Annotated in this window: 23 protein-coding genes; 15 read left to right on the top strand and 8 right to left on the bottom strand. The window is 60.6% G+C overall.

Going from position 1 to position 23,694, the window contains the following annotated elements:
- The first annotated feature begins 96 nt into the window (after window positions 1–96).
- From ACR0LX_RS18935 to mdoH, 4 genes are read left to right on the top strand one after another with little or no spacing between them, the layout of a single operon-like run.
- Window positions 97–1,467, top strand: coding sequence for a tetratricopeptide repeat protein (locus ACR0LX_RS18935; protein WP_480785059.1), 1,371 nt, complete (start codon window positions 97–99; stop codon window positions 1,465–1,467).
- 34 nt (window positions 1,468–1,501) lie between these two features.
- Entirely contained in the window at window positions 1,502–2,719 is a 1,218-nt protein-coding gene (locus ACR0LX_RS18930) for an OpgC family protein (RefSeq protein WP_480785058.1), read from the top strand.
- A complete protein-coding gene (locus tag ACR0LX_RS18925) occupies window positions 2,716–4,215 on the top strand; it encodes an OpgD/OpgG family glucan biosynthesis protein (RefSeq protein ID WP_480785057.1) in 1,500 nt (499 codons plus the stop codon). The genes ACR0LX_RS18930 and ACR0LX_RS18925 overlap by 4 nt, the downstream gene beginning before the upstream one ends.
- Window positions 4,212–6,083, top strand: a complete 1,872-nt coding sequence (gene mdoH / locus ACR0LX_RS18920; protein WP_480785056.1) for a glucans biosynthesis glucosyltransferase MdoH — start codon at window positions 4,212–4,214, stop codon at window positions 6,081–6,083. The genes ACR0LX_RS18925 and mdoH overlap by 4 nt, the downstream gene beginning before the upstream one ends.
- On the opposite strand, the gene ACR0LX_RS18915 is transcribed toward mdoH, so the two are convergent.
- Both ACR0LX_RS18915 and ACR0LX_RS18910 read right to left on the bottom strand, forming a co-directional pair.
- Window positions 6,084–6,899 (bottom strand): CE1 family esterase, encoded by an 816-nt coding sequence (locus ACR0LX_RS18915; RefSeq protein WP_480785055.1) that lies wholly within the window; start codon window positions 6,897–6,899, stop codon window positions 6,084–6,086. It abuts the gene before it with no gap.
- Window positions 6,899–7,369, bottom strand: a complete 471-nt coding sequence (locus ACR0LX_RS18910) for a rhodanese-like domain-containing protein (RefSeq protein ID WP_480568269.1) — start codon at window positions 7,367–7,369, stop codon at window positions 6,899–6,901. The genes ACR0LX_RS18915 and ACR0LX_RS18910 overlap by 1 nt, the downstream gene beginning before the upstream one ends.
- Before the next feature lie 223 nt (window positions 7,370–7,592).
- Here ACR0LX_RS18910 and ACR0LX_RS18905 point away from each other — a divergent pair, with 223 nt between their 5' ends.
- The 7 genes from ACR0LX_RS18905 to selD are packed head-to-tail and all read left to right on the top strand — an operon-like array spanning window position 7,593 to window position 15,685.
- On the top strand, window positions 7,593–10,463 hold the full coding sequence (locus tag ACR0LX_RS18905) for a monovalent cation/H+ antiporter subunit A (protein WP_480785054.1): 2,871 nt from the start codon (window positions 7,593–7,595) through the stop codon (window positions 10,461–10,463).
- On the top strand, window positions 10,463–10,822 hold the full coding sequence (locus tag ACR0LX_RS18900; protein ID WP_480568264.1) for a Na+/H+ antiporter subunit C: 360 nt from the start codon (window positions 10,463–10,465) through the stop codon (window positions 10,820–10,822). Before ACR0LX_RS18905 ends, ACR0LX_RS18900 begins: the two co-directional genes overlap by 1 nt.
- Window positions 10,819–12,363, top strand: coding sequence for a monovalent cation/H+ antiporter subunit D (locus ACR0LX_RS18895; protein ID WP_480785053.1), 1,545 nt, complete (start codon window positions 10,819–10,821; stop codon window positions 12,361–12,363). The genes ACR0LX_RS18900 and ACR0LX_RS18895 overlap by 4 nt, the downstream gene beginning before the upstream one ends.
- Window positions 12,363–12,860 carry a Na+/H+ antiporter subunit E gene (locus ACR0LX_RS18890; RefSeq protein ID WP_480568258.1) on the top strand — a complete coding sequence of 166 codons (498 nt, stop codon included), beginning with the start codon at window positions 12,363–12,365 and terminating at the stop codon, window positions 12,858–12,860. Before ACR0LX_RS18895 ends, ACR0LX_RS18890 begins: the two co-directional genes overlap by 1 nt.
- Window positions 12,857–13,126, top strand: a complete 270-nt coding sequence (locus ACR0LX_RS18885; protein WP_480568255.1) for a K+/H+ antiporter subunit F — start codon at window positions 12,857–12,859, stop codon at window positions 13,124–13,126. Before ACR0LX_RS18890 ends, ACR0LX_RS18885 begins: the two co-directional genes overlap by 4 nt.
- Window positions 13,127–13,133: 7 nt before the next feature.
- Window positions 13,134–13,520 carry a Na+/H+ antiporter subunit G gene (locus ACR0LX_RS18880; RefSeq protein WP_480568251.1) on the top strand — a complete coding sequence of 129 codons (387 nt, stop codon included), beginning with the start codon at window positions 13,134–13,136 and terminating at the stop codon, window positions 13,518–13,520.
- Window positions 13,521–13,525: 5 nt separating this feature from the next.
- Window positions 13,526–15,685, top strand: coding sequence for a selenide, water dikinase SelD (gene selD / locus ACR0LX_RS18875; protein WP_480785052.1), 2,160 nt, complete (start codon window positions 13,526–13,528; stop codon window positions 15,683–15,685).
- Here selD and mnmH read toward each other — a convergent pair.
- The 3 genes from mnmH to ACR0LX_RS18860 form a co-directional block, all read right to left on the bottom strand.
- A complete protein-coding gene (gene mnmH / locus ACR0LX_RS18870; RefSeq protein ID WP_480785051.1) occupies window positions 15,676–16,728 on the bottom strand; it encodes a tRNA 2-selenouridine(34) synthase MnmH in 1,053 nt (350 codons plus the stop codon). The genes selD and mnmH overlap by 10 nt on opposite strands.
- A gap of 42 nt (window positions 16,729–16,770) precedes the next feature.
- The gene (locus tag ACR0LX_RS18865) at window positions 16,771–17,439 is read right to left on the bottom strand and encodes an SOS response-associated peptidase (RefSeq protein WP_480785050.1); all 669 of its coding nucleotides are present in this window, start codon (window positions 17,437–17,439) and stop codon (window positions 16,771–16,773) included.
- A 144-nt stretch (window positions 17,440–17,583) separates the two neighbouring features.
- Window positions 17,584–19,167, bottom strand: coding sequence for a bifunctional metallophosphatase/5'-nucleotidase (locus ACR0LX_RS18860; protein ID WP_480785049.1), 1,584 nt, complete (start codon window positions 19,165–19,167; stop codon window positions 17,584–17,586).
- A 111-nt stretch (window positions 19,168–19,278) separates the two neighbouring features.
- Between ACR0LX_RS18860 and ACR0LX_RS18855 the strand changes: the two genes are divergently transcribed.
- From ACR0LX_RS18855 to arsC, 4 genes are read left to right on the top strand one after another with little or no spacing between them, the layout of a single operon-like run.
- Window positions 19,279–19,617, top strand: a complete 339-nt coding sequence (locus ACR0LX_RS18855) for a DUF952 domain-containing protein (protein ID WP_480785048.1) — start codon at window positions 19,279–19,281, stop codon at window positions 19,615–19,617.
- Window positions 19,614–20,045, top strand: a complete 432-nt coding sequence (locus ACR0LX_RS18850) for a DUF1330 domain-containing protein (RefSeq protein ID WP_480785047.1) — start codon at window positions 19,614–19,616, stop codon at window positions 20,043–20,045. Before ACR0LX_RS18855 ends, ACR0LX_RS18850 begins: the two co-directional genes overlap by 4 nt.
- Window positions 20,042–21,100: a quinone-dependent dihydroorotate dehydrogenase gene (locus ACR0LX_RS18845; RefSeq protein WP_480785046.1), complete on the top strand. Its 1,059-nt coding sequence runs from the start codon at window positions 20,042–20,044 to the stop codon at window positions 21,098–21,100. Before ACR0LX_RS18850 ends, ACR0LX_RS18845 begins: the two co-directional genes overlap by 4 nt.
- Window positions 21,097–21,438, top strand: a complete 342-nt coding sequence (arsC, locus tag ACR0LX_RS18840; RefSeq protein ID WP_480785045.1) for an arsenate reductase (glutaredoxin) — start codon at window positions 21,097–21,099, stop codon at window positions 21,436–21,438. The genes ACR0LX_RS18845 and arsC overlap by 4 nt, the downstream gene beginning before the upstream one ends.
- Here arsC and ACR0LX_RS18835 read toward each other — a convergent pair.
- From ACR0LX_RS18835 to ACR0LX_RS18825, 3 genes are read right to left on the bottom strand one after another with little or no spacing between them, the layout of a single operon-like run.
- Window positions 21,435–22,754: an MATE family efflux transporter gene (locus ACR0LX_RS18835; protein WP_480785044.1), complete on the bottom strand. Its 1,320-nt coding sequence runs from the start codon at window positions 22,752–22,754 to the stop codon at window positions 21,435–21,437. The two genes, arsC and ACR0LX_RS18835, sit on opposite strands and share 4 nt — an antisense overlap.
- Window positions 22,754–23,266: a PaaI family thioesterase gene (locus ACR0LX_RS18830; RefSeq protein WP_480785043.1), complete on the bottom strand. Its 513-nt coding sequence runs from the start codon at window positions 23,264–23,266 to the stop codon at window positions 22,754–22,756. Before ACR0LX_RS18830 ends, ACR0LX_RS18835 begins: the two co-directional genes overlap by 1 nt.
- Window positions 23,267–23,686, bottom strand: a complete 420-nt coding sequence (locus ACR0LX_RS18825) for a PaaI family thioesterase (protein WP_480568218.1) — start codon at window positions 23,684–23,686, stop codon at window positions 23,267–23,269. It lies immediately after the preceding gene.
- Window positions 23,687–23,694: the final 8 nt, after the last annotated feature.

Here is a 23,694-nt window from a genome sequence, read left to right as displayed (position 1 = left end):
CACCAATTCGAGAGCAGGGTCGATACTGTTACGACGCCGCTGCACACTCTGTTACATCGAACAGTGTCAAATTTCGCAACCGGATTGGGCCCAAGTATGAAACAAGACGTTTTTGGACAGCTGAACACCCTGACGCATGCGGCAAGTGTCGACGCGTGGGATGGTGTTCTGCTTGGGTTCGTGGCGCATGCAGCCGTCACGCCACAGCATCTTGTCAAGGTGCTGGAGCTTGAGCCCGACTTTGCCCTGGGTCACACGATCAAGGGATTGTTCATGGTCCTGTTGGGCAGGCGCGAGTTGATGCCGGTAGCGGTTGATGCGCTGACAACCGCAAAGATGGCAATGGACCGGCAACCGATCACCGCCCGCGAACGGCTCTATGTCCAGGCGTTGGAGCTTTACCTGGCCGACCTGCCCTCGCAAGCCGTACAGAAGTTCGAGGAAATCCTGCGCGCGCATCCCGACGACACGCTGGCGATGAAGCTCAGCCATGCAATTCGGTTTGTTTTGGGTGATGTCGGGGGTATGCGTCGCTCGATCGAGCGCGTCCTGCCCGCTTACGCGCCAGACCACCCGGGCCGCGGATACCTGCTGGGCTGCCATGCCTTTGCGCTCGAGGAAACCGGCGCCTATGAAATGGCCGAGATCACCGGACGGCAGGCATTGTGGCTGGCCGCCGATGACGCTTGGGGATTGCACGCGGTTGCCCATGTGCACGAGATGAAGGGCAATGCGCAACTGGGTCTTGACTGGCTGGCCGGGCGCGAAGACGCTTGGGCACATTGCAACAATTTTCGCTATCACGTCTGGTGGCACAAGGCGTTGATGCATCTGGATCTCGGTCAGGACGATCAGGTGATCGCGCTTTATGACACCCACATCCGTCAGGACAAATCCGACGACTATCGCGATATCTCGAACGCGACCTCGCTGCTGTCGCGGCTCGAGCTTGAAGGCGTGGACGTCGGCAACCGCTGGGAAGAACTGGCGGATCTGAGCGCCAGCCGAACCGAGGATGGCTGTCTGATCTTTGCCGACCTGCACTATCTTCTGGCCCTGACAGGCGACAAGCGTGCAGACGCAACCGGAAAGATATTGCAGCGAATCCAAAAGGATGCGCAGCGCAACCAGGGCGACACTCCGATCCGCATGTCCGATCCGGGCATTGCCGCCGCCAAGGGGCTGGAAGCCTTTGGTGATGGTCTTTACGGCGCGGCGTTCGACTTTTTGTCGACTGCGCGTGATGGTTTGCAACTGGCAGGTGGCAGCCACGCCCAACGTGATGTATTCGAGCGCATCACAATCGATTCCGGCCTGCGCGCGGGCCGTCTGGATGCGGTCGAGCGCATTCTGGACGACCGCCGCGCCAAGCGCGCCGGGGGCGAGGACAATTACGCACTTGCGCGCCGCGCATTGATCGACGCGGCCCGCGACAACGGCGACGCACAAAGCGTTCCGGCTGAATAACAAAACAAAAAGACCAAAGAAGGACAGAACCCGTATGGCGACTTTATCGCCCGCTTCTGATTTTGCACCTGTGGCGACCCCGGCGGCCGCCCCTGCCCGCACGCGCGACCCACGCCTGGATTTCTATCGCGGTATCGCGATGTTCATCATCCTCGTCGCCCACATCCCGAACGACCCCTGGGCCAAGTGGATCCCAGCTCGGTTCGGGTTCTCGGACGCGACCGAGATTTTTGTGTTCTGCTCGGGCATGGCTTCGGCCATCGCCTTTGGCGGTGCCTTTGCGCGCAAGGGCTGGTGGATGGGCACGGCCCGCGTGTCCTTCCGCATCTGGCAGGTCTACTGGGCGCATATCTGCCTGTTCTTCTTTGTCGCCATGACAATGGCCGCGCTGAACCAGAGCGGCCTGTTCGAGAAAAACTATATCTCGTCGCTGAACCTGCAGCATTTCTTCAACGACCCCGCGCCGCAGATGGTCGGGTTGTTCACGCTGACATATGTGCCGAATTATTTCGACATCCTGCCGATGTATCTGGTGGTGCTGGCGATGATGCCCCTGGTCATGGGCCTGTCGCGGGTCGGGTTCTGGGCGGTTGCCTTGGCGTCGGTCTCGCTGTGGCTCGTGGCCCAAACAGACGTGTTGGACCTGCCGGCCGAGCCATGGTCGGATCGTCAGTGGTTCTTCAACCCGTTCGGTTGGCAGTTGTTGTTCTTCACCGGGTTCGCCTTCATGCGCGGCTGGATACCTGCTCCGCCGGTGTCAAAAACACTGATCTGGGCCGCCGCGCTGTTCCTGATAATCTCGATGCCCTTCGGCTCGTGGAAGGTCTTTTCCTGGATCAACGCCGCGGCCCCTGATCTGGCCGAAGAAATCCGCAAGGTCTGGCCGATCACCAAAGAGTTCCGCGACAAGACCGATTTCGGCCTGTTCCGCTATCTGCACTTCCTGTCACTCGCCTATATGGGCTGGGTCGCAGCGGGCGAGCACGGCCATCGTCTGATCGCAACTGGTCAGGGCGCTGCGGCAAAGGTCTGGCAATTCCTGCTGACCGTCATCACCAAAGTCGGGCAGCAATCGCTGGCGGTGTTCGTTTTTTCGATGGCAGCCGCGCGACTTATCGGCGTCGGACTGGACCTGAGTGGGCGGGATGTTGCCAGTGTTTTTGTCGCCAACATGATTGGCTTTGCGATGATCATCGGCGTGGCTTATCTGGCCGCCTGGTTCAAGTCACAACCTTGGAAGACGAAGAAATGAATTTTACACGGCGCGCATTCCTGGCTTCTTCAACGGCCCTGGCCCTGGCTCCCTCGGCCTATGCTACCGGCGGCGAGGTGCCCTTTGACCACAAGGACGTGATCGCGATGGCCCGCGATCTGGCCAGTCGCCCCTATGCCGAGCGCGAGATGGTCCCGCAGGAATGGCAGGACCTGACCTATCAGCAGTACCGCTCGATCCGGTTCCGGCTGGACCGTGCGCTGTGGTACGAGACCGAAACGCCGTTCAATGTCGATTTCTTTACTCCTGGCCTGTATTTCCCGCGCACGGTGAAAGTGTCCACGGTCGAGGACGGAATGACCAAGCCCGTCACGTTCGACCTGTCGATGTTCGACAAGTCCGAAGATGTGCCGGAACTGCCCATCGACGACACGCTGGGGTTCTCGGGCCTGCGTCTGAGGACCGAGATGCATCGCCCCGGCAAAACCGATGAGTTCTGCGTCTGGCAGGGGGCCAGCTATTTCCGTGCCATTGGTTTGCACGAAGTCTATGGCCTGTCCGCGCGCGGTCTGGCGCTGAAAACCGGTGACCCCGAAGGCGAAGAATTTCCCGAATTCATCCGGTTCTGGCTGGAACGCCCCGAACCCGGTCAACGCAATATGGTCGTACACGCGCTGATGGACAGCCCCAGCGTTGCCGGAGCTTACAGGTTCAACGTCACGGCGGGTGCAGACTGCATCATGGATGTCGAGGCAACGCTGTTCCCGCGTGAGGAGCTGCCCCATGTAGGAATCGCGCCGGGCACGTCGATGTTCCTGTTCGATCAGACCAACCACAGCCGTTTTGACGACTTCCGCCCCGCTGTTCACGACAGCGATGGGTTGCTGATCCGCAATGGCGCTGGTGAGGTGATCTGGCGGCCACTGGCCAACCCGACTCGCCTGCAATTCTCGTCCTTTGTGGATACCAACCCTGCGGGCTTTGGTCTGATGCAGCGCAAGCGCGCGTTCTCGGACTACGCCGATCTTGAGGCGAATTACCACAAACGCCCCGGTCTGTGGGTCGAACCGAACGGAGATTGGGGCAAGGGTGCCGTCACGCTGGTCGAAATTCCCGCCGATCAGGAGATCTACGACAATATCGTCGCTTATTGGCGTCCGGCCGAGCCCTATGCCGCCGGCAGCCAGGTCGATCTGTCCTATCGCCTGATCTGGGGGGATGAGCCGCAGCGCACCCCGATGCCGCGCGTGATCAACACCGCAATGGGTGAAAACACCTTTGGCGAGGGCCGCCTGGCCGTGATTGATTTTGAACCCAGCGCTCTGTTCGACGATCTGGACGCGGTTACGATCTTTGCCAACTCGCCCCACGCAGAAACATCGGACGGCGTTTTGCAGCGCAACCCCGACACCGGCGGCGTGCGCCTTGCCTTCTCGTTCGAACCGGGTGAGCGCGACCATGTCGAACTGCGCGCGCAACTGCTGGTCGGTAAACAACCCGCATCCGAGGTCTGGCTGTACCGGTGGACCACATGAGCCATGATCTGCGCATAATGCCGCCCGAGGCCCCTCTGGCGATGCCCGCGCAGGATTTCAGCGCCGGGTTCCGCGATGCGCAGGTGCCATCAGGGCCCGCGCGCCGGTCGGCAGGGTTCTGGCGCGCGCTGGCGTTCTCGCCCGCGATGGCGGCAACGCTGGGACTGCTGTGGGTCATGAGCGACTGGTTCGGGGCCGAAGGGATCAACCTGATCGAAGGCATCCTGCTGACGCTGATTTCGTTCAACTTCTTCTGGATTTCCTTCACGGTCTGCACTGTGCTGCTGGGGATGGTCTCGCTGTCTCGACAGGAACCGCCAAAACGACAGGGTCGCGCGCAGCCTTTGCGGGTGGCGCTGTTGATGCCGGTCTATAACGAGGTGCCGTGGAACGTGCTGGGCAATGCACGCACCATGCTTGAAGACCTGCGCCTGCGTGGCGGTCAGCACTACTATGCCATGTTCATCCTGTCCGACACCCGCGACCCCGAGATTGCGGCACAGGAGCAAGCCAGTATCGAGGCTCTGCGTACAACGCTCGCCCCGGGGTTGGAGCTTTACTACCGCCGCCGTGCCGAAAATACCGATCGCAAAGTCGGCAATATCGCGGATTGGGTCAGCCGATGGGGTGCCGATTGGGATGCGATGCTGGTGCTGGACGCTGACAGCTTGATGACCGGTCGCGCCATCCTGCGGCTGACGGATTCTCTGGCCCGCGATCCCGGTGCGGGCCTGATCCAAAGCTATCCGCAACTGATCGGCGCGCAGTCGGTCTTTGCCCGGATGCAGCAATTCGCAAACGGTGTCTACGGCATCGCATTTGCCGAAGGTCTGGCCCGCTGGTGCGGGCAAGAGGGCAACTATTGGGGCCACAACGCGATCATCCGCACTCGGGCCTTTGCCTCGTGCGCAGGGCTGCCCAAGCTGCGGTCCTTCGGTGGGCAGGACAAGCTGATCATGAGCCACGATTTCGTCGAGGCCGGTCTTTTGCGCCGGGCTGGCTGGGGCGTGCGGTTCCTGCCCCGCATTCGCGGCTCGTACGAAGAAACTCCGCCCACGCTGATTGACCACGCTCTGCGGGATCGTCGCTGGTGTCAGGGCAACCTGCAACATCTGAAACTGCTGGGCTCAGTCGGGTTCCGGGCCGTTTCGCGCTTCCACATGTTCCATGGTGCGGTCGGGTATCTGATGTCGCCGCTTTGGTTTGCGCTGCTGGTGATGTGGGCCCTGATCGGTCAGGGTAAGGATGCATCGGTTCTGCACTATTTCAGCCCCGACAATCCGCTGTTTCCGCAATGGCCCGAGATGTCTGAAACGCGCCATGTGCTGATCATTCTGGTGATGTACGCGATGCTGCTGGCCCCCAAGGTGCTTGGTGTTCTGGCCTTACCGCTCAGCGGCGTCCGGTATTCCGAATTCGGCAGCGGGCAGCGCTTTTTCACCTCGTTCCTGGCCGAGGTTGTTTTGTCGATCCTCTATGCCCCGATCCTGATGGTGCAACAGATGATCGCCGTGTTCCGCACCGCTTTCGGCATTCAACGCGGCTGGTCGCCTCAGGCGCGCGACGGTGGCACCTATGGCTTGCGCACGCTGGTCCTGTGTCACGCACTAGAAACCGTCAGCGGCTTGGCCCTGACCGCAGGTATTCTGGCCGGTCTGGTCTCCGTGTGGCTGGCCCCGATTGCCATAAGCCTGGCGCTCGCCATTCCGCTATCGGCGCTCAGCGGAGTTTCGGCTGGGGCTGCACGGCAGATGCTTGGCATGCGCGAAGACGTCAAAGAACCCGCCATCACGCGGTCGGCGCGTCATTATCGGGATGAGTTGAAGCGGCTTGTCGAAGGCAAGGGCACGATGACCCCGGCAGAGTGATCAGCTGCCGGGCAACCCCTCGTACCAGTCCACGATCATGTCCGCCCAACCGGTTGGCACACTGTGCCCTCCGGGAAACAGCGCGAACTCCAGCGTTCCACCTTCGGCGCATCCGGTCCACTTACGACGCATGAACTGATCCGTTTGACCAAACCCCGAGGGCTTGGTGTCGGCGCATTCATTCGCCTCGCGCCAGATTTCCAGACCCGCAAAGATATCGCCCTGATGAAATCTGCCTCCGCCCAGAATTCGACCCTCTAGGGGCACCACATTGTCAGTCCATCCATGAGTGTGAAACAACCGCACCGGGCCTGCGCAGTCTTCGGGATGTGGGCGCCAGAACCCGCCAGAGACCGGCACATAGGCCGAGAACGTCTCGGGCGCGTCACAGGCAAGGTAGTAGACCATGAAGGCACCGGCGGAAAACCCGCCCAGCATGACGCGATCGGAATCGATCCCGAAGCGGTCTGCCGCGTCCTGTACAACTTCGGTCAGAAATGCGGTCTCGTCGCGCCCTTCCCATCCGGGATAGAAATTCCAGCTTTGCCGCCCGTTTCGCATCGCCCCTTCCGGGGCCATGACCGCATAACCACGGTCCAACAGGGGCTCGACCATTCCCCGGTTCTTCATCGTCCCACTGCCGGTTCCGCCATATCCGTGCAGGAACACCACAAGCGGGGGATTGTCCGCTTTGGGCAGCTCGATCTGATAACCGCCGTTTTCGGTTTCGCACATACCTTCATCCGGGCCGCATGCGGCCTGCGCGGATTGTGCGGACAGGGCCAGACAGACGGCCAGACAGGGTTTCCAGGTCATCAAACGTTTCCCTCGTAATCTCGAACCGGTAATCCGGCGCGAACCCAACCCGGCCCCGCAGCCGAACCCAACATGCCCTCGGGCACATCTATGATCTGCGCGAACCCGGCCTCGGTCAATCGGTTGCTAAGCCGGGCTGAACGGACACCCCGCGCACAAATCAAGGCCACGGGCCGATCCATATCGCCCGATACCAGATCAGAGAGAGCCTGCGCAAAATCCTCGCGCCGCATGTCCAGCGGGTGGGCACCTTCGCCGATACCGGTGGCCTGCCATTCATCCGGGGTTCGGATATCAACCAGCAGGATGCCGCCCGACACGGCCTGTGCGTGTGCCTGCACCACATCAAGACGCCCACCGGCGTAGTCAGGCGGGATCAGGCGGTACTGGCGAATGGCGAAGCCCCCGACCAAGGCCGCCCCTGCCCCCGCAAGGACCCATCGCCGTGTCTGTTTCGCCGTTTTCACCACGCAGCCCGCTCTTGTTTCTCTTTCCGGGTTTCTAGCACATGAGAGACCAATCTTCGCGTCCGAAAATCGCGCGCCCAGATCAAGTTCCTGTCAACTTGAGCGGCACCCCGCGCGACCGGAAACAACGTCGCAGCCACCCTGAAAGACTTGCAATATCTGGACAGTCATAAAATTATCCTTACTAATTCAGTCCATCCTGACCGCTAAGACCGGAGTATCGCAATTGTCCCTATTCCTCATCGCGGCCCTTCCTTTTCTCGGAGCTGTCTTTCCCGCCCTGCTGATCCGCGCAGGCCGGAACGCGGCGGCTTCGGCGGCGGGTTTGACCTCGTTTCTGGCGTTGATGGGGCTACTGCTTCACATTCCGAGCGTGATGCGTGGCGACGTGGTAACCGCCCGGTTCGACTGGATACCCGGGCTTGGCCTGAACGCCAACTTCATGCTGGACGGGCTGGGGTTCCTGTTCGCGCTGCTGATCTTGGGGATTGGCCTGCTGATCATCCTCTACGCGCGGTTCTACCTGTCGCGCGAGGATCCGATGGGGCAGTTCTATACCTACCTGCTGCTGTTTCAGGGCGCGATGGTGGGGATCGTTCTGTCGGACAACGTCCTTCTTTTGCTTATTTTCTGGGAGCTTACCTCACTAAGTTCATTCCTTCTGATCGGCTATTGGAAACACCTTCCCGAAGGACGGCAAGGCGCGCGCATGGCACTGGCCGTTACCGGGTCGGGCGGGCTGGCGATGATCGCCGGCATGCTGATTCTGGGCAATATCGTGGGCTCCTATGATCTGAGCGTCATTTTGCAGAACAAAGACCTGATCCAGGCGTCACCCTATTACCTGCCTGCACTGATCCTGATCCTTCTGGGCTGCTTCACCAAGTCGGCGCAGTTCCCGTTCCACTTCTGGCTGCCGCATGCCATGGCGGCACCAACGCCTGTCTCGGCCTATCTGCATTCGGCTACGATGGTGAAGGCCGGGCTGTTCCTGATGGCGCGGATGTGGCCGGTTCTGGCTGGAACGGATGCGTGGTTCTACATCGTTGCCACCACGGGTCTGGTGACCATGCTGATCGGCGCAGTGATTGCGCTGTTCAAGGATGATCTAAAGGCGCTGTTGGCGTTTTCGACCGTGTCGCATCTGGGCCTGGTGACCATGTTGCTGGGCTTTGGCACCAAATTCGCCGCTGTCGCCGCCGTGTTCCACATCATCAACCACGCGACTTTCAAGGCTGCCCTTTTCATGACCGCCGGGATCGTGGACCACGAGACCGGAACGCGCGACATCAAAAAACTGGGCGGCCTGCGCCACCTGATGCCGATTTCCTTCACGATAGGTACGGTCGCAGCACTTTCGATGGCTGGCCTGCCCCCGTTGAATGGGTTCCTGTCGAAAGAAATGATGCTTGAGGAAACGGTCCACACGACGTGGCTGAACTCTCACTATCTGGTCCCGGGACTGGCGCTGTTGGCGGCGCTGTTTTCGGCTGCCTACTCCTTCCGATTTATTGCCCACGTATTCCTCGGCCCGCAGCGCGATGACTATCCGCACGCCCCGCACGACCCGCCCGTTGGCCTGTGGCTTGCCCCGGCCTTCCTTGTGGTGCTTGTCGTCTTGATCGGCCTGTATTCAGCGGCAATTGTCGGTCCGCTGGTTGCGGTCGTCTCGAGCGCGGTGATAGGGGGCGAGAAGCTGCCCTATTATTCGCTGAAGCTGTGGCACGGATTTACCCCCGCGCTCTACATGTCCGCCGTTGCGACGCTGGGCGGTTTGTTCCTGTTGTCGCTGCACAAACATGGCGAGAAACTGTGGAACGCCCTGCCGCGCCCCGAAGCCAAGACAATCTTCGAAGCGATTATCCACGCCTTTACCCGGCTCAGCCGCTGGATCACCGACGAATTGCACAACGGCGTTCTTAGCCGCTATGCGATTATCTTCGTCGCCTTCACCGTCGGACTTGGGTACTACGCCTATTCAACCGGCACAATTGGTGTCGAGACCCGGGTTCCCCTGCCAGCGCAGGTGATCCCGATCATCGGCTGGATTTGCCTTGTCGGCGCGACGTTGGCGATCATGTGGTTCCACCGCAACCGCCTGCTGTCGCTTGTGCTGATCGGCGTTGTGGGTCTGATCGTGTCGATGGCGTTCAACTACCTGTCGGCCCCCGACCTGGCGCTGACGCAGATTTCGGTCGAGGTGGTGACGATGATCCTGCTGCTGTTGTCGCTGAATTTCCTGCCAACCGAAACGCCGTGGGACAGCTCCGCCGGGCGCCGGTGGCGGGACGCGGCAATCTCGGTCGTGGCTGGTATTGGCGCCGGAGGGTTGATCTACGCCCTGATGATGCGCGACTTCGCCTTCCCGACGATTTCGGACTTCCATCTGGCGAACTCGTACAAAGGTGGTGGCGGCACCAATGTCGTCAACGTCATCCTCGTGGACTTCCGCGGCTTTGATACCTTTGGCGAGATCATCGTTCTGGGCATCGCTGCGCTGATCATCTTTGCCCTGACCGAGTCGGTTCTGAATTCGAACGTGCGCAGCTATTTGCTGAACCGCAAGCCGCACTGGCCGCAATCCGGCGACTCGCATCCGCTGATGATGGTGGTGGCAACTCGGGTGATGATGCCGATTGCGCTGATGGTCGGGGCCTACATCTTTTTCCGCGGTCACAATCAGCCGGGCGGTGGTTTTATCGCCGGTCTGATCGTGGCGATTGCGTTCCTGATGCAATATATGGCCAGCGGCTACACCTGGGCGATCGAGCGGCAGAGGTTCTACTATCACGGCACCATCGGCTGGGGCGTATTGATCGCTGCGGCGACCGGGCTGGGTGCCTGGTTCAACGAACGGCCCTTCCTGACCAGCGATTTCGGCTATATCCATTGGCCACCGCTGGAAGAGTTTGAATGGGCCACCGCCATCCTGTTTGACACAGGCGTGTTCCTGGCCGTTCTGGGCGCGGTCATGCTGGCGCTCGACAGCCTGTCACGGTTTGCATGGCAACCGGGCATAGCACAAGAATTCCCGATGGATATCAACCCGCTGCGGGACGATCCACCGGAAGAAGAACAAGACAAGGAGCAGGCCTGATGGAAGCGCTCTTAGCCTCTGCCGTGGGCGTCATGACAGCCGCCGGAATTTTCCTGATCCTGCGCCGTCGCACATTTCCGGTCATTCTGGGGCTGTCCCTGATTACCTATGCGGTGAACGTTTTCCTGTTCGCAACCGGTCGGTTGGCGCTGAACGCGCCGGCTGTGCTGAACAAATATAAAGAGGTGCCTTATACCGATCCGTTGCCACAGGCGCTGGTCCTCACCGCCATCGTGATCTCTTTCGGGATGACGGCGGTGATCGTGATGATCTCGCTCAGCGCTTACCTGTCCGCGAAGGATGACCATATCGACATGACCGCGCAGGACAGCGTAGACGCGCCGGGAGAAGACGCATGAACCACTGGATCGTTGCGCCGATCGTCCTGCCCGCGATCCTCGCCCCGTTCATCATCATGGTCTTGCGGTATCACCTGGACCTGCAACGTATCTTTTCGGTCGCGGGTGTTGTCGGCCTGTTGGGCATTGCGCTGACGATCACCGCGCAGGCCGCTGGCGGCGATATTCAGGTCTATGAACTGGGCGACTGGCCCGCGCCGTTTGGTATCGTTCTGGTGCTGGACAGATTGTCGGCGATGATGGTGCTGCTGACCGCATTGCTGGCGTTGCCGATCGTTCTCTATGCCATTGCATCGGGCTGGGACGGGCGTGGAAAGCACTTTCATGCCCTGTTCCATTTCCAGTTGATGGGCGTCTGCGGCGCGTTTCTGACCGGTGACGCCTTCAACCTGTTTGTTTTCTTCGAAGTCCTGCTGATTGCGTCCTACGGATTGATGACCCATGGCGGCGGTGCGGTGCGCCTGAAAGCGGGCGTACAATATGTGGCCTATAACCTGCTGGGCTCGACCCTGTTCCTGTTCGCGCTGGGGACGCTTTATGCGGTAACCGGAACGCTGAACATGGCCGATCTGGCCGTCAAGGTCGCCGAGATCCCGCCAGAGGACACCGCATTGCTGCGGGTCGGCGCAGTGTTGCTCTTGCTGGTTTTCTGCATCAAGGCCGCCGTTTTGCCGCTGCATTTCTGGCTGCCTGCAAGCTATGCCAACGCGCCTTTGCCGGTCGCCGCCCTGTTTGCAATCATGACCAAGGTGGGGGCCTATTCGATCATTCGGGTTGATACGATGATCTTTGGCCCCGACGTCGTCGTCACCCAAGGGCTGCTGGGCGAATGGTTGCAACCCGCCGCGCTGTTGACACTTGCCATTGGGGCCATTGGCATCCTTGGCTCGCAACATATCGCCCGGATGGTGGCCTTTTGCGCGATTGCCTCGATGGGGACATTGCTGATCGCCATCTCTCTGTTCACCCCCCAGGCAACCGCAGCAGCGCTTTACTATGTCTTCCACTCGACGCTGGCGACGGCCCTGCTGTTTCTGGTTGCCGATCTGGTTATGGAGCGGCGCAACGGGGTCATCACCCCCGCTCAGCCGATCCCTCAGAGTGGTCTGATTTCGGCGCTGTTCTTCGTTGGCGCAATCGCGATGGCCGGGATGCCGCCACTGTCGGGCTTCATCGGCAAACTTCTGGTTCTGGACGCTGCGCGCGACGCGCCTGATGCCAATGCGGTCTGGGCGGTGATCCTGATCGGCTCATTCGTGACCATTGTCGGTCTGGCCCGCGCAGGCACGCTGATCTTCTGGAAAAGTCACGATGTGCAGGTCATTCCCCGCCCCGAACCGCAGGACACGGACGAGGCAGAGCCGCAAGTTGCGCCCGAGCCGCAACCGGGTCTGGCCTTTACATCAGTCTTTGCACTGGTTCTGGGCCTGGGGTTACTGACCTTGTTTGCGGGCCCTGCGCTCGAATACACTCAGAAGACCGCCATGCAATTGTTCAATCCTGATGATTACATCTCGGCCGTTTTGGGGAGGGAAGAGTAATGAAGCTGCTGCACAGAATTTTCCCCCACCCGCATCTGACATTTCTGCTGACGCTGGTCTGGATGCTGCTGGCGAATTCGCCATCGCTGAACTCGCTTGTCTTTGGCTTGATGCTGGGGATCATCATCCCGTTCATCACCCAACCCTATTGGCCGGACCGGCCCAAGCTGCGCAACTGGCCGATGGTGGTCGAATATATCCTTGTCGTTCTGTGGGACATCGTGATGGCCAACATCACGGTTGCCCGCATCATCCTGTTCAAACGCGATGCAGACCGGCAACCCAACTGGGTGTGCATCCCGCTCGAGCTGCGCACGCCCGAGGCGATCACGGTTCTGGCGGGCACGATCACCATGACGCCGGGCACGGTCAGTTGCGACCTGTCTGCGCAAGGCCATAACCTGCTGGTCCATTGCCTTGACGCCGCTGACACCGACGCAGTTCGGGATCAGATCAAAAGCCGCTACGAGCGCCGCCTGATGGAGATTTTCGAATGATCATGTTTGCGACCTATTTTGCCTTTGGCTGTTTTGGCGCGGCAATCATGATGTGCCTGTGGCGGATCATAACCGCAGAAGGGGTCGGCACCCGCGTTCTGGCGCTGGATACGATGGTGATCAACACCATTGCCTTGATGATCCTTTACGGCCTGAGGCTGGGGACCGAAATTTTCTTCGAGGCCGCCATGATCATCGCAATGCTGGGTTTTGTCTCAACCGTGGCTTACGCGCGCTTTATGCTGCGCGGTAATATCATCGAGTGAGGGCGGTATGGATTTCCTGTTCGAATTTTTGATCGCGTTCTTCCTGATCGTCTCGGGCATCTTCGGCTTTGTCGGCTCGTTCGGCATGATCAAGCTGAAAGACCCCATGTCACGACTGCACGCGCCGACCAAGGCGACGACGTTGGGCGTGGGCGGTGTGCTGCTTGCCTCGATCTGTCACTCGATCCTGCTGGAAGATCATGCGTCCCTGCACGAGTTGCTGATCACGCTGTTCCTGTTCCTCACGGCCCCGATCACGGCTCTGTTCATTGCCAAATGGCACATTCATCGCCATGAAAAGCCAGAGGATCTGCCGGACGCGGGCGAGGACGAGCTTTGGGCTACCCACGCGGTCGAACAGGTCGAGGACGTTCCAGACCACAGCACGAACTGAATACAATGCACACTCCGCCGCTGCCCCTGACCCGCGATCTGGTTCTGATCGGTGGGGGGCACACGCACGCTCTGGTTCTGCGCAAATGGGGGATGAACCCATTGCCCGGTGCACGGGTGACGGTCATCAACCCCGGTCCGACTGCGCCCTATTCCGGGATGCTGCCAGGATATGTTGCCGGGCATTATCAACGACCCGAGTTGGATATCGACCTGATCAAACTTGCGCGTTTTGCCGGTGCCCGCGTTCTGCTTGGCGCCGTTCAGGGAATAAACACGGATGCCCGTAAGGTTCACGTTCCCGGATATCCGCCTGTGTCGTTCGATGTCGCCTCGGTCAACGTGGGGATCACATCGGACATGCCTGCACTGCCCGGGTTTTCCGAACACGCGGTATCCGCCAAACCGCTCGGCGCATTTGCCGCCAGATGGGCTGCGTATCTGGCCGGTGAAAGCCCCGCTGCGGTCGCGGTCATTGGCGGCGGTGTCGCCGGGGTCGAGTTGGCGATGGCCATGGCCCACGCCCTGCGCGCCAAGGGGCGCAAGGCCCAAATCACATTGATCGATAGCGCAGAGATCCTGACCACACTGGTGCCCAAAGCGGCGACAACCATTCGCAATACCATGCGGCAGCTAGGTGTAGATGTTGTCGAACATGCCACGATCACCCGCATTTCAGCGGACAGCGTCAGGCTCTCTGATGGTGGCGAAATCTCGGCTGATTTTGTGACCGGGGCCGCCGGAGCGCGACCTTATGATTGGATCGCAAATACGGGTTTGGCGCTCGAGGATGGCTACATCCGCGTGAACGGGCATCTGCAATCCAGTGATCCGGTGATATTCGCCGCCGGAGATTGCGCGCACCTGACCGAAAACCCGCGCCCAAAGGCGGGTGTCTACGCGGTCCGCGAAGCCCCCGTTCTGTTCGACAACCTGCGCGCGGCGCTGGGCGCTGGACGCATGCGGCGCTATGTGCCGCAAAAGGACTACCTGAAACTGATCTCGCTGGGCGGTAAATCCGCCCTGGCCGAACGATTGGGCACGTCGTTCAGCGGACGGATGATGTGGGCCTGGAAGAATCGAATTGACCAGAGCTTCATGGACAAGTTTCGCGACCTGCCACAGATGAAGAGCCCCGCGCTGCCCAAAGAACACGCCGCTGGTCTGGCCGAGGCTTTGGGACATAAGCCCATGTGCGGGGGCTGCGGTGCCAAGGTCGGGCGCGGCGCCTTGCAGGATGCGCTGAGCACCCTGCCCCTACCCGAACGAGACGACGTCACCCCCCTGCCCGGCGACGACGCGGCGCTGCTGACGACCGGGGGCGTACGGCAGGTAATGACTTCGGATCACCTGCGCAGCGTTACGACCGATCCGGTCATAATGACACGGATCGCAGCCGTTCATGCGCTGGGTGATATCTGGGCGATGGGGGCAAGGCCGCAGGCAGCTACTGCCACAGTCATTCTGCCCAGACTGTCGCCCGAATTGCAACGCCGCACGATGTCCGAAATCATGACCGCCGCCAGTAAAGTGATGCGGCAGGCCGGGGCCGAGATTGTCGGCGGGCACAGTTCCATGGGTGACGAGATGACGATCGGCTTTACCCTGACCGGCCTGTGTGAAAGCGACCCGATCACCCTGTCCGGCGGACGCCCGGGCGATGTGCTGATCCTGACCAAACCGCTGGGCAGTGGCATCCTGATGGCCGCCGAGATGGCTGGTCAGGCCGACGGGGCCTGGGTGGCCCGAGCCTATCAGCAAATGATCCAACCGCAGGGCGAAGCTTCACGTATATTGGCCAAAGCCCATGCGATGACCGATGTGACCGGGTTTGGCTTGGCCGGGCATTTGCAAGGCATATGCGCCGCGTCAGAGTGCGGGGCAACCCTGGATCCTGACGCCATACCGTTGATGGCTGGCGCGTTGGAACTGAGCCTGCGAGGAGTGCGTTCGACAATTTTCGACGACAACCGTCAACTTTGCCCGGAATTGCCTGGCGGAGGCACGGCGGATCTGCTTTTCGACCCGCAAACCGCTGGTGGGCTATTGGCTGCGGTCGACCCTGACGACGCCCCCAAGTTGCTGACGAAATTGCAAGATGCCGGTTACCCGGCGGCAATCATTGGCCAACTGACCGCCTCGAAGGGACTACGTCTTCAAAGCTGAGCCAACAGTTTCTCGATCCGCATCGCGGCATCTGCAATGCCTTCGCGATCCAAAGCAGAGGCTGTGACCTGCGCCACCACCTCGGCCCCTTGGGCGCGCTGGGATTTGGCGTAGGCGGGATCATAGTGCTGCTCCATCAGGGCACGGGTCAGGGCCGGTTTGTCGTCCGCATCAATCAGCGCCAACCATTCCTCGACGACCACGTGCCCACGATGAAAGCGCAACGGCGAAAGACGGTCACGCAGCCGGTCCCGATCCGAGAGTATGTCGTCATAGGCGTCGACCAGATAGGTCACCCGCGCCTCAATCGGTGCTGAAACCTGAATGCGCGGGGCGGCACACATCGCCGTCCAGAGGCTTGGAGGCAGAATCAGACTGCCGATTTTGGACGATTCAGCCTCGACGACGACCGGGATGGCAGGATCGAGCTTGCACAAAGCCCCGGCGACAGCGGACTCAAACGCCTTCTGGCTGGGTTGTCCACCCGGCCTTTCGCCCAGCAGTGACCCCCGGTGATTGGCCAGCCCTTCCAGATCCAGAACCTGAACACCACGCGCCTGCAATTGCATCAGGATCTCGGTCTTGGCGGTCCCGGTATAGCCGTCCAGCGCCACCAGACGGTGCGGCAACGGGTCGTCATACAGATAAGTCTTCACCAGACGCCGATAAGTGCGATACCCGCCATCGACCACTTCGGCCCGCCAGCCAATCTGCTGCAACATCCATGTGAATGAACCCGACCGCTGCCCGCCCCGCCAGCAATAGACCAAAGGCTTCCACCCCCCTTCGTGGTGGCTGAGGTGCTGTTCAATGTGATTAGCCGCGTTGCGAAACACCAGCGCAGCGCCAAGCTTGCGTGCCAGAAAAGGGCTTTGCTGCACGTAAATGGTGCCCACCTCAGCGCGCTCTTCATTGGTCAGAACCGGCAGGTTGATAGCCCCAGGCAGGTGATCTTCGGCGAACTCTGCCGGGCTGCGCACATCGATGATCGTATCGAACCCGTGGGCGTAAAGCTGCGGCAGGTTTGAGAATTTCAGGGCCATAGCCGTCCTCTACCGTGCAGAGGTTTGAAATGAAAGCAGATGTCAGAGCGATGCGTCGGGCAGGATCAGTTCGGGACCGCTGGCGCGGTTGGAGTTAACTGCGCGCCCGACCCGGTGAAACTCCAGCACATCTTCGGCCCCCGGCTGCATCAGCGTCGCTGCGCCCTTGCCGGTTTCGCCCAACCACAGCGGCCAATCAGAAGGTTCAAGAATCAACGGCATCCGGTGGTGGATTGTCCCGAGTATCTGGTTTGCGGCTGTCGTGATGATCGCGCAGGTGCCCTGGCGTGCCGCCTCGGGTCCCCAATCCTGCCAGATACCGGCAAAGGCGATGGCCGCCCCATCGCGACGATGGATGTACCACGGCAATCGCTGACCATCTTCGGTCTTTGTCCATTCGTAAAAGCCGGTTGCCGCGATCAGGCAGCGCCGCTGTCGGCAGGCCGCGCGAAAGGCGGGCTTTTCGGCCAGAGTCTCGGCCCGCGCATTGATCAGCAACGGTCCGTCCGTTTCGGATTTGTACCAATGCGGCAGGAACCCCCAGCGCAAGGCATCGAGCGTTCGTCCACCCTCGGCCGTACGCACCACCTGAACCTGATTGGTCGGGCAAACATTATAGTTCGGAACCTCGGGCAAATTGTTTGCAGGCCGCGCCGCAAATAACTGCGCCATCGCGTCATTGGGAAGAGTATTCGCGATCCGTCCGCACATGGCGCTCAGCTTTCCTCATTCATCGATGTCGGGCGTTGCTTTCGTCGCCCCTTTCCCGAAGCATTGCCTCTAACGCTTGCAAGCCCGCCCAAAACGAAAAGGGCCGCCCGTTGCGGGCGACCCGTTCAGGTGTTTCGAAGCGAGTTACTTCTGCTTGATCCGCCCATCCAGATAGGGCTGGTAAGGTGCGTTTTCAGCCAAGTATTCGGCGGTGACATCAGCAAGATCGGGGCCAAAGTCATAGGCGTTCTTGTCGTCGCCTTCGAACATCTTGTATCCATCGCCGCCGTTGCGAACGTAGTTGTTGGTGACAACCAGATACGTGGCTGCAGGGTCGATCGGTTCGAAGCCGCCGTCCTTGGCAACAAGAACCTCGACAATGCGACCTTCATTCGGCGCGACCGAGGGATCCCAGGTGAAGGTCATACCCGCGACCTGCGGAAAGCGACCTTTGACCTCTTCCACTTGGCTGACGCCATTTTCCAACGCGTCGATGACGCCTTGGCCGCTGATCTCGAAGGTCGACAGCGTGTTCTGGAACGGCAAAACGGTCAAAACTTCGCCCATGGTTACCTCGCCCGGATCAATCGAGGCGCGCAGCCCGCCCGAGTTGGCAATAGCCAGTTGCGCGCCCTGATCCGCGACCCGTGCCAGCATGGCGTCGGCCACCAGGTTGCCCATCTCGCATTCCTGAACGCGACAGATCGAGCGGTCACCTTCGATCGCAGCAGCAGAATTCGCCACCACGCGTTTCTTCATCTCTTCGATCGGCGCACCCATTTCGGCGACACGCGCGGCAATATCTGCGTTTGGCGTAACCGAAGCATCCAGAAGGATCGGCTCACCCTCGGCCGAGATCAGGTTGCCGTCGTCGTCAAAGGTCAAAGTGACCTCGCCCAGATACTTGGAATAGGCGTAAGCCTGTACCACCGGTACGTCGCCAACCATTGTGGGATAGGCACCCGCGGCGCCTTCCTGCGTGTTGGACAACAGGGTGTGCGAATGGCCGCCAATCACCAGATCGAGGCCCGGCACCTGTTCTGCGATTTCCAGGTCCTTGGGCAGCCCGACATGGGTCAGCGCGATGATGATGTTCACGCCTTCGTCCTGCAATGCCGCAACGTCGGCTTTCAGGGCTTCGATCTCATCCTGAAAAACGACATCCTTGCCGGGGCTGGATGTATCCACGGTATCTGTGGCCAGTGCCGACACGATGCCGACCTTCTGGCCGCCCACCTCAAGCACAACGTGATTCTGAACTTTGTCCTTCAATTCCTTGGACGAGGACAGATCAAGGTTACCCGAGATTACCGGAAAGCTGACCGCATCGATAAAGCTTGCAAGCCCTTCGGGACCGTCGTCGAACTCGTGGTTGCCCACGGCCATGACGTCATAGCCGATCGCCTCCATGAACTCGGCCTCGGCGGCACCTTTGTAGGTGGTATAAAACAGCGACCCCTGGAACGGATCACCCGCATCCAGCAACAGCACGTTTTCGTCAGCCAACTCATCGCGTTTGGTATCGACCATGGTCTTGATCCGCGCAACACCGCCAAAGCACTTGCCTTCGGCCTCACCTTCGGCGTCACAGGTTGAATCGTACTTGTTGATGGATTCGATACGGCTGTGAATATCGTTGGTGTGAAGGATCGTCAGCTTGAAGTCGGCCGCTGCCATGCCTGCTGTCAGGCCAAGCGCAGCAACGGACGCCAATAAACGCGTGAACATGATGAAATCTCCCTGTGTTGTCTTTGGATGGGATCGTGCGCCGCGAATGGCGAAGAGTCAAAGGGGTAAATCCGTCTTGATTCCCCCCTTGGGCCAAGGCATGACGTGCCCATGCTGATCTACAAGATTTTCCGAGCCGCCGAGTGGGCCACCCTACAGGCTGACGGCGCGTCCGACGGGGCGCCGATCGACGTGACCGACGGGTTTGTTCACTTCTCGACTGCGCAGCAAGCTGCCGAAACCGCGGCAAAGCATTTTGCCGGTGTCCGGGACCTGACCCTGTGCGCCTGCAATGCCGACGCCCTGGGGGACGACCTGAAATGGGAGGTCTCACGCGGTGGCGCACTGTTTCCGCATCTATACCGCCAGATTCTGCTGTCGGATGTGGTCTGGTCGCGCCCTCTGCCCTTTGACGGCCATCAGCACGCCTTTCCCGAGGAGATGGAATGAGCATCTTCATCGATCCCGAGCGCGATCAGTTCGAGGCGTTCAAATCGCTGGACCGCGATCATCCGATCGAAATGTTGAACCTGGTGCGCTTTCGGGCCGCCGCCAGCTATCCGTCCGGGCACGAACTGGCCGAGGCCGCGCTGACCGGAGAGCAGGCCTACCGCCGCTACGGTGATGAGGCCGCGCCCATCCTTGCGCGCCTTGGGGCATCAATCTTGTGGCGCGGCACGTTTCAGGTCGGTCTGATCGGCCCCTCGGACGAGGTCTGGGACGCGATGTTCATAGCCCGCTATCCTACTGCTCATGCGTTTCTGGAAATGGTGACGGACCCGGTCTACCGAAAGGCGGTCGTACATCGCCAGGCCGCTGTTGAAACCTCGCGCCTGATCCGCTGTGCGCCTAGTCAAAGTGGGGCATCTTTCGGATGAAACTGACCGAGAAACTGGGCTTGGCCGCCCTGCACAAACTGGACCCGGAAACTGCACACGGGGTGTCAATCAAGGCGCTGAAGGCGGGGTTGGCCCCGCTGAGCGGGCCAGTGACGTCGCCACGGCTGAAAACCCGTGTCGCTGGGCTCGACCTGCCCAATCCTGTCGGTCTTGCCGCCGGATTTGACAAGAATGGCGAGGTGATGGGCCCTCTGTCACGCGCGGGGTTCGGTTTTATCGAAGTCGGTGCGGTCACACCGCGCCCGCAGCCGGGCAATCCCAAGCCACGCCTGTTTCGCCTGACCGAAGACGCCGCTGCCATCAACCGCTTTGGTTTCAACAACGAAGGGATGGTGGTCATGGCGCAGCGTCTGGCCAACCGCCCGAAAGACGCGGTGATCGGCTTGAACCTTGGCGCCAACAAGGACAGCGACGACCGGCCCGGAGACTTTGCCAAAGTGCTTGCCCATTGCGCCCCGCATCTTGATTTCGCGACGGTGAATGTATCCTCACCTAACACCGAAAAGCTGCGGGACCTGCAGGGCAAAGCAGCGCTTGGGGCTTTGCTTGGCGGTGTGATCGAGACGCGCGATGCATTGACGCGTCCGATTCCGATCTTTCTGAAAATAGCGCCCGACCTGACCGAACCCGAGTTGCAGGACATCGCCGACATCGCGCGCGAAACCGGTGTCGACGCGGTGATCGCAACCAACACAACCCTGTCGCGCGACGGGTTGCGCAGCAACCACAAGAAGCAGGCGGGCGGGTTGTCCGGCGCGCCGCTGTTTGACCGATCCACGCGCGTTCTGGCCCGCCTCAGCCAATTGACCGAAGGGCAGATCCCGCTGATCGGTGTTGGTGGCGTCAGCTCGGCCCAACAGGCTTATGACAAGATTTGCGCCGGAGCGTCGGCAGTGCAGTTCTATACGGCGATGGTTTATGGCGGGTTGTCGCTGGCTGCAAAGATCGCCCGAGGGTTGGACGATTTGCTGGCGAAAGATGGGTTTGAAACCGTGGCGCAGGCCGTGGGCAGTAAACGAGAGGACTGGCTATGATCGAATATTGGCATAATCCGCGGTGTTCCAAATCCCGCGCCGGGCTCGCCCTTCTTGAGGAAAAATGCGCAGAGATTCGCGTCAGAAAGTACCTGGAGGACGCTCCATCCGAGGGCGAATTGCAGGCGGTTCTCGCCAAGCTTGGCCTGACAGCGATTCAGATGATGCGGACCGGAGAGAAACGGTTCAAGGAACTTGGCCTGAGCAAGACCGCACCGGATGCAGAGCTGATCCGGGCCATGGCCGAAAACCCGATCCTGATCGAACGCCCCTTGGCGATCTCGGAAAGCGCGGCCGCCATCGGACGCCCGCCAGAAGACCTGTTGAAACTGCTCTAGCTGATCTGCGCTTCAAGCCGGCGGTAACGCCAGCCCAGCGTCGCACCACGAGCGATGTTCAACACCATCAGCGCCAGCCACAATCCGTGGTTTCCATACATCGGAACCAGCACCAGCAGCGTGACAACATAGATGGCGACGGACTGAATCATCGCGTTGCGCATCTCGCGTGTCCAGGTGGCCCCGATATAGATGCCGTCGAACATCCAGCTGGCGACGCCGATTACAGGTGCCAACGCGGCCCAGACAAGGTATTCGCGACCGGCCGCCCGAACTTCGGGCGACGTCGCCATAAGGTCGATCAGCGCGGGACCGGCAAGAAAGAAGAAGAGCCCGAGTAAGACGGCACCACCGACGCCCCATTGCGACGAGATAATGGCGGCGCGCCGAACCCGCCCGCGATCCGCCGCGCCAACAGCACCGCCCACCAACGCTTCGGCGGAAAAGGCAAAGCCGTCTAACGCAAAGGCGGTGATTTCAAGGAACTGCAACAGCACCTGATTGGCTGCCAAATTGACGTCACCCAGATCGGCGCCGACAAACAGAAATGTCGTAAACGCCCCGGTCAGCAGCACCGACCGCACCATGATGTCGCCGTTGACCTGCATCATGCGGCGCAAGCGCGTTGCATCGAAGATGCGCGGCCAGTCCCGCCACTGGTTGCCGCCGAACGCATCGCGGCACAGCCAAAGCCCCAGCGCCAGCCCGGTCCATTCGGCGATCAAAGTGGCAATTGCCACCCCCTCGACGCCCCAACCAAGGCCAAGCACAAACCACAGGTCCAGCAAGATGTTCAGCCCGTTCATCCAGACCTGCAGGACAAACACGCCGCGCGTCCGCTCAACCGCGATCAGCCATCCGGTGATGGCATATAGTGCTATCGTAGCTGGCGCTCCCCAGATGCGGATCTGTAGGTAACTGCGCGTCAAAGACTCGACTTCAGGGCTGGCGGGGGACAGGGCAAATGCGCCCCAGAAAACCCAGACTTGAGCGAGGATAAAAAACAGCCCCGCCGCACCGCCCAGCAACAGGCCGCGCATCAACAGGGCGCCGGTCTCAGCCCAGTCCCCTGCCCCGCGCGCCTGCGCGGCCAGGCCGGTCGTACCCATCCGCAGAAAGCCGAAAATCCAGTAGATCGTGGCCAGAATGACCGCGCCCATACCGACAGCCCCGATAGGTGCCGCCTGCCCCATTTGACCAACCACACCTGTGTCTACCGCACCAAGGATCGGCACCGTGGCGTTCGACAGCACAATCGGCGCGGCGATCTTCAGCACCCGGCGATGGGTGATGGGCGCAGAGGCGTCCTCGCTCATCAGGTTTTGGGATCTTGCGGCATCAGGAAGTGGCCCGTGCCTTGCGCAAACAGCTTGGCGTGATTGTCCTGCCAGGCCTCGACCCGGACCGAGGCATAGCGCCGTCCGGACCGGTTGATAAAGGCACGAGCATAGGCATCGCGCGGTAGCCCTGAGCGTAGATAGTCAACGGTGAAGTCGATGGTCTTGGGAAAGCGGATGCTCTCATCCGTCAGAATACCTTCGGCGTCGATCTCACCCGATTCGATCTTTGGAAACATGCTTTCCCAGCTCAACGTGATAACCGCAGTCACTTCGAGAAAGGCCGCTGTCACGCCACCATGGATTGCAGGCAGAAACGGGTTCCCGATCAGCTTTTCGTCAAAATTCAGCACTCCGGTCAGTTCGTCACCGCGCCGGTCGAAGCCGATGTTGAGAAACTGGATATAGGGTACACCCTCGACCAGCGCCTTAAGCGCGGCGTCGCGACGTTGCTTGACCACCTGCATGGGTTCGGGACGGGGACGCGCCATTCAGCGACCCTCCACAGTAAATGCGCCCGAGGCGGTGGCAACGGGCCGGTCGGTGTCGTCGTCGGTCGCGGTCGCGCGAACGAATGCCACGTTGCGGGTGATGTGATAGCAGGTTGCCTGAGTTCGGATGTTCTGGCCGGGTGTGGCCGCACGCATGTAGTCAATGCGCAGGTCGATCGTTGCTGTTCCCCCCGGGGCTGCGGGATGGCTCATAACCGCGGCACCGCAGCAGGTATCCAGCATGGCGGAAAGAGCACCACCATGGATCACCCCGGTTCTGGGGTCGCCTATCAATTGCCGGTTGTAGGGCATCGAGATCTCGGCTTCGCCCGCTCCGATATGGGTCAGGCGCAGCCCCAGCGCCCGCGCGTGTGGGATCGCCTCGATGAATTGGCGGGCTAGCTCAGTCTTGTCGACCATGGTTTTGG

It is taken from the genome of Ruegeria sp. CH11 (assembly GCF_056537105.1).
This window is presented reverse-complemented; position numbering and strand designations above follow the sequence as displayed.

Coding starts and splice junctions, on each gene's coding strand:
- ACR0LX_RS18860 (WP_480785049.1), bottom strand. CDS start 19,167: ATGTTCACGCGTTTATTGGCGTCCGTTGCTGCGCTTGGCCTGACAGCA.
- ACR0LX_RS18930 (WP_480785058.1), top strand. CDS start 1,502: ATGGCGACTTTATCGCCCGCTTCTGATTTTGCACCTGTGGCGACCCCG.
- ACR0LX_RS18925 (WP_480785057.1), top strand. CDS start 2,716: ATGAATTTTACACGGCGCGCATTCCTGGCTTCTTCAACGGCCCTGGCC.
- ACR0LX_RS18880 (WP_480568251.1), top strand. CDS start 13,134: ATGGATTTCCTGTTCGAATTTTTGATCGCGTTCTTCCTGATCGTCTCG.
- ACR0LX_RS18890 (WP_480568258.1), top strand. CDS start 12,363: ATGAAGCTGCTGCACAGAATTTTCCCCCACCCGCATCTGACATTTCTG.
- ACR0LX_RS18935 (WP_480785059.1), top strand. CDS start 97: ATGAAACAAGACGTTTTTGGACAGCTGAACACCCTGACGCATGCGGCA.
- ACR0LX_RS18900 (WP_480568264.1), top strand. CDS start 10,463: ATGGAAGCGCTCTTAGCCTCTGCCGTGGGCGTCATGACAGCCGCCGGA.
- ACR0LX_RS18825 (WP_480568218.1), bottom strand. CDS start 23,686: ATGGTCGACAAGACTGAGCTAGCCCGCCAATTCATCGAGGCGATCCCA.
- arsC (WP_480785045.1), top strand. CDS start 21,097: ATGATCGAATATTGGCATAATCCGCGGTGTTCCAAATCCCGCGCCGGG.
- ACR0LX_RS18850 (WP_480785047.1), top strand. CDS start 19,614: ATGAGCATCTTCATCGATCCCGAGCGCGATCAGTTCGAGGCGTTCAAA.
- ACR0LX_RS18915 (WP_480785055.1), bottom strand. CDS start 6,899: ATGACCTGGAAACCCTGTCTGGCCGTCTGTCTGGCCCTGTCCGCACAA.
- mnmH (WP_480785051.1), bottom strand. CDS start 16,728: ATGGCCCTGAAATTCTCAAACCTGCCGCAGCTTTACGCCCACGGGTTC.
- ACR0LX_RS18895 (WP_480785053.1), top strand. CDS start 10,819: ATGAACCACTGGATCGTTGCGCCGATCGTCCTGCCCGCGATCCTCGCC.
- selD (WP_480785052.1), top strand. CDS start 13,526: ATGCACACTCCGCCGCTGCCCCTGACCCGCGATCTGGTTCTGATCGGT.
- ACR0LX_RS18830 (WP_480785043.1), bottom strand. CDS start 23,266: ATGGCGCGTCCCCGTCCCGAACCCATGCAGGTGGTCAAGCAACGTCGC.
- ACR0LX_RS18835 (WP_480785044.1), bottom strand. CDS start 22,754: ATGAGCGAGGACGCCTCTGCGCCCATCACCCATCGCCGGGTGCTGAAG.
- mdoH (WP_480785056.1), top strand. CDS start 4,212: ATGAGCCATGATCTGCGCATAATGCCGCCCGAGGCCCCTCTGGCGATG.
- ACR0LX_RS18865 (WP_480785050.1), bottom strand. CDS start 17,439: ATGTGCGGACGGATCGCGAATACTCTTCCCAATGACGCGATGGCGCAG.
- ACR0LX_RS18885 (WP_480568255.1), top strand. CDS start 12,857: ATGATCATGTTTGCGACCTATTTTGCCTTTGGCTGTTTTGGCGCGGCA.
- ACR0LX_RS18855 (WP_480785048.1), top strand. CDS start 19,279: ATGCTGATCTACAAGATTTTCCGAGCCGCCGAGTGGGCCACCCTACAG.
- ACR0LX_RS18845 (WP_480785046.1), top strand. CDS start 20,042: ATGAAACTGACCGAGAAACTGGGCTTGGCCGCCCTGCACAAACTGGAC.